This is a genomic window from Amycolatopsis sp. MJM2582 (assembly GCF_000754115.1).
GTDB lineage: Bacteria > Actinomycetota > Actinomycetes > Mycobacteriales > Pseudonocardiaceae > Amycolatopsis > Amycolatopsis japonica.
Map to the genome: position 1 here is coordinate 165118 of NZ_JPLW01000007.1, position 13307 is coordinate 178424.

Genomic DNA, 13307 nt, shown 5'->3' on the forward strand with positions numbered 1-13307 from the left:
TTTCCAGGGAGGGAAAACCGTATCGCTCGCCGGTTCCCGGCCCGGTACCCCTACGCCGGGCCGGGAACCGGACCCCGGGCGCGGGGGGTGGGGGCGCGGGTCATCCCCGCCGCGCCCCCACTTGCTCCGCTACTGGCGGCACCTCTTGCCGCTGTTGATGCACTTCACCAGCTGGTTCATCAGCCGCTGCGACATGACGTTCGCGAAGTCGTCGTGGTCGGAGCGCGGGTTGTGCTTCTCCTGGGCGAAGGCGTCGACCGCGTATTGCCCGGCGGCCTGGATGTTCGACGGGATGTTGTACACCAGCGTGATCCGCAGCTGCGGCACGTTCTTGAAGCCACGCGGGCATTTCCCGTTGCGGTCGGAGAACACGATATGCGTGCGGTGGTTCGCGCTGTCGGTGTTCTTCCCGTCCCAGCAGTTCGGGAACGAGTGGACGCGGGTGACCTTGCTGCCCCGCGGGCAGATCGGGTACAGCTCGGTGAGCCGGTCCTCGAAGCCGGTGCAGGTCCAGCTGGGCCGAGCGTTGGCCGGGCCGTTGGTGCTCTGCTTGGCGTCGCCGTAAAGCACGCGCAGGAACTTCGGCATCGCGACGACACGGCGGGCGCCGCCGCTGGTGAAGGTCAGGTCGACCTTCTCCGCGCGCTGGATCTCGCCTTCGTTGTTGCCGATCTCGTTGTTGTCATTGACGCCGGGCAGGTCGGCCGCCTTGCCGTCGGACTTCTTCTTCTCGGCATCACCGGCGGCGTTGACGTTGCTGTTGTCGCCGCCGTTGTCGAGACCGCCCTTGCCGTTCTGCTTCACGGCGCAGCCGGCGAGCTGGTCCTCGTTCTTGGCGACCGGCTTGCCCGCCTGCCGCATGGTGTCGCCGATCTGCTTGATCGACGGCTTCCGTTTGTTCTTCAGCTCGTCGAGCACCTGGCCGGCTTGTTTTCCTTGTGCCAGCTGGTTGTTCGCGTTCTCGGACTCCCGGTCGAGTTTGTCGAGGTTCTCGTCGATCGCGGGCATGGCCTGGTCGGGAACCTCTTCGAGCTCGCTGGCGACGTCGGGGCAGTCGACCTGGGCGGCCGCCTCGTCCTTCGCGGCATCGACGCGGTCGGCGGCGAGTTTCTCCTCGTTCGCGGCCTCGTTTTCTTCCTCTTCCTCGGTGTTGATCCGGACGACCGGCCAGAAGTAGGCCGACTTGTCCCCGTTCTTGCAGGTGGTGCCCGCGCGCAGCAGGCTCTTGTTGTTCGAATCCGCGTTGGTCGAAAGATTCCCGACGTAGTCGTGCAGATGCTCGGCTCCATTGCGGACGCCGGGCTGCGCGATGAAGTTGTCGCCGTTGAAGTGGCCGTTCTCGTTGCGGCCGCAGTCCACGGTGAACGTCCCTCGTGCGCCTCGTTTCGCGAGGTCGAGGTTGACGTTGTTGCCGCGGGGGACCTTCGTGATGTCGATGAAGAACGACTTGTCCGCTCCGTCGGCCCTGGCGGCGTCTGGGGTTCCGGTCGTGTTGACCACGACGATCCCGCCGACGGCGAGGGCGAGGGCGATGGCGCCCGTGGCGACCTTGGTGCGGCGCGCCATGCGATGGCGGCCGGCGGATCTTTGGTTACGGGGCATGAACTTGTTCACCTCGTTCGGTGTCGTTGCCCGGAGCCCGGGGGATGCGTCGCCGGGAGTGCCGGCGTCACTGACTCCGTGTTGGCTGAAACGGCTCTGAACGAGAGGCGGTTCAAAAAGCGATCTCGCCGTTATCTTTTCGTTACCTTCAGAGAAGGAAAAGGCCCGGCCTCGGGGCAGTCGAGGCCGGGCCGGTTCCCGCTTCTCAGGCGTCGACCTTGTCCTTGGGCTCCGCCTCGGGAGCGGTGGGACGAGCCGGAAGGAAACGCTTGATCAACGGGAAGAACAGGATCACCAGGATGATCACGTAGACCACGATCGCGAACGGCGTGTTGACCAGCCCGGTCAGCGAGCCGTCACTGAGCTGCAGCGCGCGCCGCATCTGCTGTTCGGCGGCCGGGCCGAGGATCACGCCGATGATCGCCGGCAGCACCGGCAATCCGTAGCGACGCATCGCGAACCCGATCAGGCCGATCACGAACATCACCAGCAGGTCGAAGATGTCCGCGTTGACCGCGTACGCGCCGACACTGGCGAAGAACAGGATGCCCGCGTAGAGGTACGGCCGCGGGATGCGCAGCAGCTTCGCCCACAGCGGCGCCAGCGGCAGGTTCAGCACCAGCAGCAGCGTCAGGCCGACGAACAGCGAGGCGATCAGGCCCCACACCAGCTTCGACTCGCGTTCGAACAGCAGCGGCCCCGGCTGGATGCCGTACTGCTGGAACGCCGCCAGCATCACGGCCGCGACCGCGGTGGTCGGCAGGCCCAGCGTCAGCATCGAGACCAGCGTGCCCGCCGCCGAGGACGACGCGGCCGCTTCCGGGCCCGCGACCCCTTCGATGGCGCCCTTGCCGAATTCGTCCTTGTGCTTCGACAGCCGCTTTTCGGTCAGGTACGAGAGGAACGTCGGGATCTCCGCGCCACCGGCCGGGATGGCACCGAACGGGAACCCGATGACCGGACCGCGCAGCCACGGCTTCCAGGTCCGCTTCAGATCGGCGCGCGAGAGCCACGGCCTGCCGACCGGGATCGGCTTGAAGGTGTTGCGCCGCAGATGCGCGGCCACCCACAGCGACTCGCCGACGGCGAACAGCGCGACCGCCACGATCACCACGTCGATCCCGTCCGCCAGATGCAGCGAACCGAAGGTCAGGCGCGACTGGCCGGTCATCTCGTCCAGGCCGACGAGCCCGATGGTGAGGCCGATCAGCAGCGACGCGACACCGCGGATCCGCGAGTTGCCGAGCACCGAGGTGACCCCGATGAACGCCAGCACCATGATCGCGAACAGGTCGGGCGCGCCGATGTCGACCGCGTACTTCGCGATGATCGGCGCCAGCAGCACCAGTGCCATCGTGCCGAGGATGCCGCCGACGAAATGCCCGATCGCGGCCGCCGCCAGCGCCTGGGCGCCGCGGCCCTTGCGTGCCATGGGGTTTCCGTCGATCGCGGCGACCACGGAGAAGCTCTCACCCGGGGTGTTCAGCAGGATCGACGTCGTCGAGCCGCCGAACATGCCGCCGTAGTAGATGCCGGCGAACATGATGAACGCCGCCGTCGGCTCCATGCCGTAGGTCACCGGCAGCAACAGGGCCACCGCCATCGCGGGGCCGATCCCCGGCAGCACGCCGATCGCGGTGCCCAGCAGCACACCGAGCGCGGCGAGCGCGAGGTGCGTCGGGGTCAGCGCGGTGCCGAACCCGTCGATGAGTTGCTGCAGCATCAGAACACCTCCATCAACGGGCCACCGGGCAGCGGGACACCGAGCAGGTTGTTGAAGATCAGGAAGGTCACGACCGACATACCCGCCGCGATCAGCGGATCACGCACCAGGTTGCGGCTGCCGAGGGCGAACGCCGCGCCCCAGAACAGGATCGCGCCCGAGATCGGGAACCCGACGAGGCCGATCAGCGCCGCGTTGGCGAGGAAGGCACCGCACAGCAACAGAACCGTGCGCATGTCGGCGGGCGCGGTGAGGTCGATGTCCTCGCCGCCCTCGGCCTCGCCCTTGCCACCGCGCAGGACGTCGCGCGCCAGCAGTACCGCGACGATCAGCAGCAGCGAGCCGACCAGGACCGGGACCGCCTTCGGCCCGACGGGACCGCGCTGGGCGAAGTCGGTGGGAATGCTCAGCGCGTCGGTCAGCACCAGCACGCCGAGCACCACGAGCACCACGCTCACGCCGAGTTCGGAGCGCCCTTTCAGCCACGTGGTCATGCCAGACCCAGCTCTTTCAGCACCGTTGCCACTCGAGTGTTCTCCTCTTTGAGAAACGAACCGAACTGCTCACCTGGCGCGAACGCGCCGGTCCATCCGTTGCGCTGCAATGCTTCCTGCCACTGCGGCGTCTTCTGCAACCGCTCGAACAGGCTCACCAGCTTCGCCCGGTCCGACTCGGTGATACCCGGCGGCGCGACGATGCCGCGCCAGTTCGTGAACTTCACGTCCACCCCGGACTCCGTCAGCGTCGGCGCGTCGATGCCGGGGAGCCGCTTCTCGCTCGTCACCGCCAGGACCCGGAGCGTGCCCGCCGCGATCTGGTCGCGGTACTCGCCGACACCGGAGACGCCGAACGCGACCTTGCCGCCGAGTACCGAGGCGAGCAGTTCGCCGCCGCCGTCGTACTGGACGTAGTTGACCGTCTTCGGCGCGAGCCCGATCGCCTTCGCCATCAGCATCGGCGCCAGGTGGTCCGGCCCGCCGGGGGACGAGCCGCCGCCGACCTGGACCGCGCCCGGGTCCCGCTTCCAGGCGTCGAGCAGCTGGCCGATGTTCTGGTACGGCGAATCCTTGCCGACCACGACGATGTCCGACTCTTCGATCAGCTTCGCCACCGGTGTGGTGTCGAGCAGCGAAGACGGCGACTTGTTCGTGAACACGCTGCCGACGACACCGAGCCCCATCGACATGACGAGTTTGCCGTTGCCGCGTTCGGCCACCGTGCGGCCGAGACCGACCGTGCCGCCGGCGCCGGGGAGGTTGAACACCTCCGCGTTGCCGAGCAGGTCGGCGTCCTCCATGGCCTTGGTCGCGGTCCGCGCCGTGATGTCGTAACCGCCGCCGGGCGCGTTGGGCACGAGTACCCGCAACGACCGGATCTGCGAGCCCTCGTCGGCCTCGCTGCCCGGGGTGAGCAACGGTGGCACCAGCAAAACGGCGACGAGCGCCGCCGCGATGGCCAACCAGCTACTGGGCTTCACTGTGATCCCCGCCTCTCTGCCGCGTGGTTGGACATGTTGCACTCGTGTAAACAGAGATGTCTCGCTTAGACGCCTAAGGGTTCTTTTGTTCTTTGTGGTCACGAGGAGGTGGCGATGGGTGCCCGGGGTTCCTTGGCCCGCCAGCTCCTCGTGTGGCAACTGGTAGTCGTCAGCTGCCTACTGTGCGCGGTCGGCGTGCTGGCCGTCGTCCAGGCGGGGAACAACTTCCGCACGACCGAGGGACGCCGGGCGCTTTCGGTCGCGGAGAGTGTCGCCGCGCAGGGCATCGTGGGTGACCTCGACAACGGCCCGTGGGAGCTGAACGCGCCCGCGGAAACCGCGCGAAGCCTCTCCGGGGTCGATTTCGTCGTGATCGCGGGAGCGGACCGTTATGTGCTCGCGTCCCCTGATCCGGGGCAGGTGCGCACGCTGCTCGACCTCGGCGACAGCACCGTCCTCTCTGGACGGTCGTGGGTCGGCGAACTCGACGGCTCGATCGTGGCGCACGTCCCGGTGCTCGACGAGAAGGGCGGCAAGGTGGTCCGCATGGTCGCGGCGGGCTCGAAGTCGCCAGGGTTCTTCGCCGGAGTGCTCGAGTCGCCGGACAACGCCCTGCGCGTGCTGGGAGTCGCGCTGGTGATCGGGGTGAGCGGTTCGCTGCTGCTGGCACGGCGGGTGAAGAACCAGACGCTCGGCCTGGAACCGCACGAGATCACCGCGCTGGTCGAGAACCGGGAGGCGCTCCTGCACGGCATCAAGGAGGGCGTCGTCGGCCTGGATCCGCAGCACCGGATCACCCTGGTGAACGATCAGGCGCGCGCACTGCTGGCGCTGCCGGACGACGCGGTCGGCCGGTCGGTCGAGGACCTCGACCTCAACGAACGCATCCGCGACCTGCTCACCGGCCGCGCGACCGGCGCCGACCAGATCGTGCTGCGGGAGGGGAAGGTGCTCACGCTGAACCGGATGCCGATCGACGTGCGGGGAGCCGTGGTCACCCTGCGGGACCGCACCGATCTGATGACCCTGCGGGACGAACTCGACGCCAGCAGGCACGCCACCGACACGTTGCGGGCGCAGGCGCACGAGTTCAGCAACCGGCTGCACACCATCTCCGGGCTGCTGGAACTCGGGGAATACGAAGAGGTTCGCGGCTATGTCAGCCGGATCAGCTCGGCGCAAGGGGAGTGGCGCGCGGAGGTCGGCTCGCGCGTCGGCGACCCGGCGGTGGCGGCGTTGCTGATCGCGAAGGCGTCGCTCGCGGCGGAACGCGGGGTCGGGCTGCGGATGGCCCCGGACAGCGAACTGGACCGCGTCGATGACGCCCTTTCCACGGATTTGGTGACAGTGCTGGGAAATCTCGTCGACAACGCCCTGGACGCGCTGGGTGGTGAACAGGGCTGGATCGAGGTCGGCGTGTGGCAGGAGGAGGACGAAGTGCGGGTGGAGGTCCGTGATTCCGGGCCGGGAGTCGCCCCGGAGATCGCGGAGGAAGTGTTCGAGCACGGGTTCACGACGAAGGCCGCCGCGCACGGCCAGCGCGGTCTCGGGCTCGCGCTGATCCGGCAGGCGTGCGTGCGGCGAGGCGGTTCGGTCGAGGTGCACAACTCCGGCGGCGCGGTGTTCACGGCGAGGTTGCCGCGATGATCAAGGTGCTCGTCGTCGACGACGATTTCATGGTCGCGAAGGTCCACAGTGGATACGTCACGCGTACGGAGGGGTTCGCCGTGGTCGGGGTCGCGCACACCGGCGCCGACGCGATCCGCCTGGCGCGGGAACTGAAACCGGATCTGGTGCTGCTGGACGTCTATCTTCCCGATGTCGACGGGCTTTCGGTGCTGCGGGAACTGCGCGCGACCGAGGACGTCGACGTCATCCTGATCACCGCCGCGACCGACGTGGAAACCGTGCGGCAGGCGATGCGGGGCGGGGTCCTGCACTATCTGATCAAACCGTTCGAGTACGCGTCGCTGCGCGATCAGCTGACCCATTTCGCGTCGTTGCACCGGCGGCTGGACCGCCTCGCCGAGGCCGGGCAGGCCGACGTCGACCAGGTCTTCGGCGCGCGGCCGAGCGCGAAACCCGTGCTACCCAAGGGACTCACCGCCGAGACCGCGCGACTGGTGGAGAACGCCTTGCGGGGCGCGGACGGCGGGATGTCGGCGAGCCAATGCGCGGAGGCGACCGGTGTCGCGCGAGTGAGCGCGCGCCGGTACCTGGAGCATTTCGTGGCGACGGGGAAGGCCGAGGTGACGCTCAAGTACGGTGGGACGGGACGGCCCGAACGCCGTTATCTCTGGTCGTGACCCCTCCCCGCATTTCGTCCTCTGAATGCGCGACGTCGGCGCGGAGCCCGGCGATCAGGCGGGCGAGGCCGTACTCGAACGAGGCGGCCGGATCCTCGTCGTGGCCGCCCTCGGCGTGCTGCTGTTCGTCGATCGCGCAGCCGAGGGTGTACCGGCTGATCGCGAGGATCGCGTGCGTCGCGTCCTCCTCGGCGAAACCGGCCCGCAGCAACGGTTTGATCAGCGGTGTCATCGCCGACCGGCCGGTCGGACGGGAGCCGGCGTGCAGGCGGGCGCCGTCCCGGTAGGACAGCAGCGTGGCGCGGATGGTGCGGGCGCGCCGGGCCAGCCACTCGGCCCAGTCGTCCATCGCCGCGGGATCGTCGAGCGGGGCGAGCCGGTCGTCCAGCATCGTTTCGGCCATCTGGTCGAGCAACGCCTGCTTGCTCTTGAAATGCGTGTAGAGCGCGGGACCGCGCACGCCGAGCTTCTCCCCGAGCTTGCGCAGGCTCAACCCGTCCAGCCCGACCTCGTCGAGGAGCTCCAGCGCGGCTCGAACGTAGCCATCCCGTCTCACGACCATGCGCACACCTTCGCCGGTCCGTATCGAAGTTGACAACTCGGCAGTATCTTATCACTGTTAAGAACTTAACAGTGATAAGAAGGGCAGGTAGGATGATCGGAAGTCCCGACGAGGAGCGGTTGGCCCCGGCGTTGTGGGGGACGGCCGCGATCCTGACCATCGGCGGATTCCTGTCGATGTTCACGTCGACCGTCGTCACCGTCGCGCTCGGTACGATCGCGGCCGGATTCCGTGCATCGCTCGGTACCACCCAGTGGATCGCGACGGGCTATCTGCTCGCGCTCGCCGCGATGGTGCCGGTGAGCGGCTGGGCGTGCCGTCGGTTCGGGACGACGCGGGTGTGGCTGGTGTGCGTCGGCCTGTTCGCGGTCTTTTCCGCACTCTGCGCGGCGGCGCCCTCGGTCGAGGCGCTGATCGTCTTCCATGTCCTGCAGGGCGCCGCTGGCGGGCTTCTGGTCCCGGCGGGACAGATCCTGTTCGCGACGATGGCGGGACCGAAACGGCTCGGCCGGATGATGGCCGTGCTGAGCATCCCGATCTACCTCGCTCCCGTACTCGGCACCCTGGCGGGCAGCGTGCTCGCCGAGCGGTTCGGCGTGCCGTGGCTGTTCCTGGTGAACGTGCCGCTCGCGCTGCTCTGCCTGCTGCTGGGCCGGAAACGGTTGCCGAGGGAAGGTCCCGCCGACACCCGTCCGCTGGATTGGCGTGGCTTGGCGCTCACCGTGACCGGATTGCCTTTGCTGGTTTACGGCTTCGCCGAAGCCGCCCCGATCGCGGCGGCCGCCGGTGCGCTCCTGCTCGCCGTCTTCGTGGTCACCGCGCTGAGGTCGCCGGCACCACTGCTCGACCTGCGGCTGTTCCGCGACCGGACGTTCTCCTCGGCGCGCGGGTGATCTTCGCCGGGCTGATCGTCACGATCATCGGGACGGTGCCGCTCGCGCTGCTCACCGGATCCGACGACTACTGGTGGCTCTCGGCCGTCCAGGTGGTCCGCGGCTGCGGCATCGGGCTGACCACGACCCCGGCGCTCGCCACCGGACTGGTGTCGGTGCCCAAAGAGCGAATTTCCCACGCGATGCCGCTCTTCGCCATGCTGCAACGCATCGGCGGATCCTTCGGCACGTCGGTCCTGACCGCGGTCGTCGCCGCGCGGCTCGCCGCCGCTCCCGGGTCCGCGGCGGCCGTCGCGGGCGCACACGGGTGGATCGCCGTGATCACGGCGATCGTGCTGATCCCGTCGTGGTTCCTCGTCCGCGCCGAAATGTCCACAAAGGACTGAAGCGGGCCGGTGGGTTTGTTCCCGTCCGGCGGGCGTGAAGGTTTCCAGTGTCATCCGGGACAGCGGGTGGACAACGCCGTAGGCTCAGGTGAATGAGCACGGCACCCACGTCGGAGCATCCGACGGTCGAAACCCGGCACCAGACCCAGTTGCTCACCCTGTTGCGCGATGAGGGACCGATGTCCCGCGTCGAACTGGGGGAGCGGCTGGAGCTGCCGCGTGCCCGGGTGGGGGCCGAGGTCGCGCGGCTGGCCGAGGTCGGCCTTGTCGAGACCGCAGGTCCGTCGGCGAGCCGCGGTGGCAGGCGGTCCACGTTGGTGCGGCTCGCGGGAGACCTGCGGGTGCTGTCGGTCGACGTCGGCGCGACGTCGGTCGGGGTCGCGCTCACCGACGCTTCGTGCGAGGTGCTGGTGCACACCGTCGAGGACTGCGACGTCCGGCAGGGGCCGCACGCCGTGCTCAAACGCGTCGTCGCGCTGGCGGAGAAGATCCGCGAAGAGGTGCCGGGCAAACTGATCGCCGCCGGGATCGGCCTGCCGGGGCCGGTGAGTTTCGCCGAGGGCATGGCGGTCGCGCCGCCGATAATGCCCGGCTGGGACCGGTTCTCCGTACGCGACCATCTCGGCGGACTGCTGCGCTGCCCGGTGACGGTCGACAACGACGTGAACTCGATGGCGCTCGGGGAGCGGCACGCCGGGGTCGCGCGCTCCATCGACGACCTGGTGTTCGTCAAGATCGGTACCGGGATCGGCTGCGGGATCGTGCTGGGCGGCAAGGTGTACCGCGGCGTCGCCGGCACCGCGGGCGACATCGGGCACATCCGCCTCGACGACTACGGGCCGACCTGCGCCTGCGGTGAGACGGGCTGCCTCGAGGCGTACTTCGGCGGCGCCGCGCTGGCCCGCGACGGGCTGACGCTCGCGCGCAGCGGCCGGTCGACGTACCTCGCCGACGTCGTCGCGGCCCGCGGCGCGATCACCGCGCAGGATGTCGGCCGCGCGGCCGCGTCAGGCGACTTCGGCGCGGTCAACCTGATCCGCGACGGCGGGCGGCGGCTCGGCCAGGTGGTCGCGTCGCTGGTGAGTTTCGTGAACCCCGGCATGGTCGTGATCGGCGGCGGCGTGGCGCAGCTCGGGCATCAGCTGCTCGCCGAGATCCGCAGCTCGGTCTACCGGCGGTCGCTGCCGCTCGCGACCGGGAACCTGCCGATCGTGCTGTCCGAGCTGGGGGATACCGCGGGGGTCATCGGGGCTGCGTGGTCCGCTACGGACCGCGCTTTCACGCTCAGTAGCTGAGAAGCCAGGCCGCCGCGGTTCCGGATGTCATGAAAGGGCCGTTCAGGACAAATTACGTCCTGAACGGCCCTTTCATGACATCTGGGCCGGAGCGCCGAGTGAGCATCCGGCGGCACGTTGGGCACTCACCTGATTCCGATTAGTAACGTCAAGATCGTACAGACTTTCGCTCGAAAAGTGCGAAAGTATGCGCGGTTTGGGACGGCTAATCGGGTGACGGCGGGCTTTAGTCGACATTTCTGTCCTGTTGTCACCTTGACGGGTGACGGGCACCACCCTACTTTCGCTGGCTAAGTAACAAAGTTTGTTACGGCCGATTCGTAAGTGGGGACTGTGTGGCGGTGACGGAATCCGGGCGGCTCGACCCAGTCAGCCCCCGTACGGCGAACCTCGCCGCGCTCCTGCGGGCGTTGCGCGAGGGGCCGCTCTCGCGCACCCAGCTCGCGGCACGCTGCGGGCTCACCAAGGCGGCCGTCTCCGGGTTGATCACCGAACTGTCCGAACGCGGTCTCGTCCGCTCCGCCGGACTCCAGGGCGGCGGCAACGGCAGGCCCAGCCAGCTGGTCGAGCTGAACGGTGCCAGCGCGTGCGGGCTCGCGCTCAGCGTCGAGGCCGACCGGTTCGCCGCCGTCGTCACGAACCTCGACGGCCGCGTGGTCGCCGAGCGCACCGAGACCGCCGACGTCGCCGCGCTCGGGCTGCACCGGAGCATGGACGAACTCGCCTTCCTCGCCAGGGCCGTGCTGCTGGATGGCACGCCGGTCGGGGTCACCGTTTCGGTGCCCGGCCTGGTCGATTCGGCAGCCGCCGTCCTCCGGTTCGCGCCGACCCTGCGCTGGCGCGACGCCGAGATCGCCGATCTCCTCGCCGCCCGGCTCGGCCTGCCGGTCGAAGCCATCACGGTCGACAACGAGGCCAACCTCGGCGCGGTCGGCGAGGCCGTCGCCGGAGCCGGGAAAGGCGTGCGGGAGCTCTTCTACCTCAGCGGCGGCACGGGAGTCGGCGGCGGGCTCGTGTCCGGTGGCACGATTTTGCGCGGTGCCAGGGGTTTCGCGGGCGAGGTCGGGCACATCACCGTCGACCTGTCGGGCGAGCAGTGCCCCTGCGGCCGGGTCGGCTGCCTGGAGACCAAGGCCGGGCTCAACGCCGTCCTGCGCGGCGCCGCCTCGCCGGGCGACCCGCTGCACGATCCCGCGCTCGGCGTCGACGGCCGGGTCGGGCTGCTCAAGCACCGCGTCCAGCGCGGTGACCAGCGCGCGGTCGCGGCCGTCTCGGAACTCGGGGTCGCGCTCGGCATCGCGGTGTCCACCGTGGTCGACGTGCTCGATCCGGACCTCGTCGTGCTCGGCGGCTACTTCGCCGAACTGGGTGAGTGGCTGGTCGAGCCGGTGCGCCGCGAACTGTCCGCGCGTCCGCTCGGGCACGAGCCCGCCTGCCGCGTCGAGCCGTCGCCGCTGGGCACCACCGCCCCGCTGCGCGGCGCCGCACATCTCGCCACCGAACGGCTTTTCGCCGATCCGACGCTAGTTCCCACCACGGCCGAGGAGGCTCCGGCATGACCCTGCTATCCGTCCGGGGGATCGTGAAGACGTTCCCCGGGGTGCGTGCGCTGGACGGGGTCGACTTCGACGTCGAACCCGGCGAGGTGCACTGTCTGCTCGGCCAGAACGGCGCGGGCAAGTCCACGCTGATCAAGACGCTCGCCGGAGCCCACCGGCCCGACGGTGGCGAGATCTTCTGGCAGGGCGAGCCGGTCACGCTGCCCTCGCCGGTCGCCGCGCTGAAGATCGGCATCGCCACCATGTACCAGGAACTCGACCTGGTGCCCGGGCTTTCCGTGGCGGACAACATCTTCCTCGGCCGCGAACGGGCGAAGTTCGGGTTCACGCGGATCAGCGAGTCCCGGAACAAGGCCGCGAAACTGATGGCGCGGCTCGGGCATCCCGAGATCGCGCCGTCGACCGAGGTCGGCAAGCTGTCCGCCGCCGGTCAGCAGCTGGTCTCGATGGCGCGGGCGCTCGCGTACGACGCGAAGCTGCTGGTGATGGACGAGCCCACCGCGGCGCTGGCCGGCGAAGAGGTCGACAACCTGTTCCGCATCGTCGGCGAGCTGACCGCCGAAGGTGTCGCGATCGTCTACATCTCCCACCGGCTCGAAGAACTGCGCCGGATCGGCCACCGCGTCACCGTGCTCAAGGACGGCAAGACGGTCTCCACCGGCCTCGACGCCAAGGAGACGCCGACCTCCGACCTCGTCGCGCTGATGGCGGGCCGCAAGGTCGAAACCGTCTTCGGCCCGCGCCACCAGGAACACGTCGACCCGGACAACGAGGTTCTCAAGGTGGAGAACCTGACCACCGTCGGCGAGTTCGAGAACGTGACCTTCACCGTGCACGCCGGGGAGGTCGTGGGGATCGCGGGCCTCGTCGGTTCGGGCCGCAGCGAGCTGCTGGAGACGATCTTCGGCGCGCGCAAACAGGACACGGGTTCGGTGTCGGTCGACGGCGAACCCGTCCGGCCGGGCAGTGTGTCCGCGGCGGTCAAGGCCGGGATCGGGCTGGCGCCCGAGGAACGCAAGAGCCAGGGGCTGCTGCTGGACCTGCCCGTCGTGCACAACGTGACCCTGGCGAGCCTGAGCAAGTACGCGACGTTCGGGTTCACCGAACGGGGCAGGGAACTCGACGACGCCGGGGAAAGCCTGCGGCGTCTCGATCTCCGGCCCGCCGACCCGCACCGGATCATCCGCACGCTGTCCGGCGGCAACCAGCAGAAGGCGGTGCTGGCGCGCTGGCTGGTCCGCGGCTGCCGGGTCCTGCTGCTGGACGAGCCGACGCGCGGGGTCGACGTCGGCGCGCGGGCGGAGCTGTACCGGCTGATCGAGGAACTGGCCGCGACCGGGGTCGCGATCGTGCTCGTCAGCAGCGAGATCCCCGAGGTACTCGGCCTGTCCGACCGGGTGCTGGTGCTGCGTGAAGGACGTGTCCTGGCTGAAAAGCCGTCCGCGGAGCTGACAGAGGCGGAAGTGCTCGACGTGATTCTCGAAGGGAGTGCGGCGTGACCGAC

General features: G+C 69.1%; 12 protein-coding genes. 7 read left to right on the plus strand and 5 right to left on the minus strand.

Features of this window, described 5'->3' with window-relative positions; all coding sequences use genetic code 11:
- Window positions 1-129: 129 nt before the first annotated feature.
- From ED92_RS35445 to ED92_RS35460, 4 genes are all read right to left on the minus strand, one after another.
- On the minus strand, window positions 130-1566 hold the full coding sequence (locus tag ED92_RS35445; RefSeq protein ID WP_152611108.1) for a DUF1996 domain-containing protein: 1437 nt from the start codon (window positions 1564-1566) through the stop codon (window positions 130-132).
- Window positions 1567-1807: 241 nt separating this feature from the next.
- On the minus strand, window positions 1808-3325 hold the full coding sequence (locus ED92_RS35450; protein WP_037346190.1) for a tripartite tricarboxylate transporter permease: 1518 nt from the start codon (window positions 3323-3325) through the stop codon (window positions 1808-1810).
- Window positions 3325-3819, minus strand: a complete 495-nt coding sequence (locus tag ED92_RS35455; RefSeq protein ID WP_037346191.1) for a tripartite tricarboxylate transporter TctB family protein — start codon at window positions 3817-3819, stop codon at window positions 3325-3327. The genes ED92_RS35450 and ED92_RS35455 overlap by 1 nt, the downstream gene beginning before the upstream one ends.
- On the minus strand, window positions 3816-4784 hold the full coding sequence (locus ED92_RS35460) for a tripartite tricarboxylate transporter substrate binding protein (RefSeq protein ID WP_081976006.1): 969 nt from the start codon (window positions 4782-4784) through the stop codon (window positions 3816-3818). The genes ED92_RS35455 and ED92_RS35460 overlap by 4 nt, the downstream gene beginning before the upstream one ends.
- 132 nt (window positions 4785-4916) lie before the next feature.
- On the opposite strand from ED92_RS35460, the gene ED92_RS35465 reads away from it, so the two are divergent.
- Window positions 4917-6449: a sensor histidine kinase gene (locus tag ED92_RS35465; RefSeq protein WP_037346194.1), complete on the plus strand. Its 1533-nt coding sequence runs from the start codon at window positions 4917-4919 to the stop codon at window positions 6447-6449.
- Window positions 6446-7108: a response regulator gene (locus ED92_RS35470; RefSeq protein WP_037346196.1), complete on the plus strand. Its 663-nt coding sequence runs from the start codon at window positions 6446-6448 to the stop codon at window positions 7106-7108. Before ED92_RS35465 ends, ED92_RS35470 begins: the two co-directional genes overlap by 4 nt.
- Here the strand turns inward: ED92_RS35470 and ED92_RS35475 are convergent.
- On the minus strand, window positions 7059-7670 hold the full coding sequence (locus tag ED92_RS35475) for a TetR/AcrR family transcriptional regulator C-terminal domain-containing protein (protein ID WP_235213453.1): 612 nt from the start codon (window positions 7668-7670) through the stop codon (window positions 7059-7061). The genes ED92_RS35470 and ED92_RS35475 overlap by 50 nt on opposite strands.
- Window positions 7671-7762: 92 nt before the next feature.
- Between ED92_RS35475 and ED92_RS35480 the strand changes: the two genes are divergently transcribed.
- The 5 genes from ED92_RS35480 to ED92_RS35495 all read left to right on the plus strand — a co-directional run bounded on the left by ED92_RS35480 (window position 7763) and on the right by ED92_RS35495 (window position 13302).
- Window positions 7763-8563 (plus strand): MFS transporter, encoded by an 801-nt coding sequence (locus tag ED92_RS35480; RefSeq protein ID WP_235213454.1) that lies wholly within the window; start codon window positions 7763-7765, stop codon window positions 8561-8563.
- Window positions 8560-8949: a hypothetical protein gene (locus tag ED92_RS43505; RefSeq protein WP_235213455.1), complete on the plus strand. Its 390-nt coding sequence runs from the start codon at window positions 8560-8562 to the stop codon at window positions 8947-8949. The genes ED92_RS35480 and ED92_RS43505 overlap by 4 nt, the downstream gene beginning before the upstream one ends.
- 92 nt (window positions 8950-9041) lie before the next feature.
- The gene (locus ED92_RS35485) at window positions 9042-10244 is read left to right on the plus strand and encodes an ROK family transcriptional regulator (protein ID WP_037346199.1); all 1203 of its coding nucleotides are present in this window, start codon (window positions 9042-9044) and stop codon (window positions 10242-10244) included.
- 341 nt (window positions 10245-10585) lie between these two features.
- Window positions 10586-11803 (plus strand): ROK family protein, encoded by a 1218-nt coding sequence (locus tag ED92_RS35490; protein ID WP_235213456.1) that lies wholly within the window; start codon window positions 10586-10588, stop codon window positions 11801-11803.
- On the plus strand, window positions 11800-13302 hold the full coding sequence (locus tag ED92_RS35495) for a sugar ABC transporter ATP-binding protein (protein ID WP_037346204.1): 1503 nt from the start codon (window positions 11800-11802) through the stop codon (window positions 13300-13302). Before ED92_RS35490 ends, ED92_RS35495 begins: the two co-directional genes overlap by 4 nt.
- The last annotated feature ends 5 nt before the right edge of the window (window positions 13303-13307 follow it).

Bases quoted from the DNA above. Each gene is read 5' to 3' on its own strand.
- ED92_RS35445 (WP_152611108.1), bottom strand. From the start codon at position 1,566: ATGGCGCGCCGCACCAAGGTCGCCACGGGCGCCATCGCCCTCGCCCTC.
- ED92_RS35450 (WP_037346190.1), bottom strand. From the start codon at position 3,325: ATGCTGCAGCAACTCATCGACGGGTTCGGCACCGCGCTGACCCCGACG.
- ED92_RS35455 (WP_037346191.1), bottom strand. From the start codon at position 3,819: ATGACCACGTGGCTGAAAGGGCGCTCCGAACTCGGCGTGAGCGTGGTG.
- ED92_RS35465 (WP_037346194.1), top strand. From the start codon at position 4,917: ATGGGTGCCCGGGGTTCCTTGGCCCGCCAGCTCCTCGTGTGGCAACTG.
- ED92_RS35470 (WP_037346196.1), top strand. From the start codon at position 6,446: ATGATCAAGGTGCTCGTCGTCGACGACGATTTCATGGTCGCGAAGGTC.
- ED92_RS35475 (WP_235213453.1), bottom strand. From the start codon at position 7,670: ATGGTCGTGAGACGGGATGGCTACGTTCGAGCCGCGCTGGAGCTCCTC.
- ED92_RS35480 (WP_235213454.1), top strand. From the start codon at position 7,763: ATGATCGGAAGTCCCGACGAGGAGCGGTTGGCCCCGGCGTTGTGGGGG.
- ED92_RS35485 (WP_037346199.1), top strand. From the start codon at position 9,042: ATGAGCACGGCACCCACGTCGGAGCATCCGACGGTCGAAACCCGGCAC.
- ED92_RS35495 (WP_037346204.1), top strand. From the start codon at position 11,800: ATGACCCTGCTATCCGTCCGGGGGATCGTGAAGACGTTCCCCGGGGTG.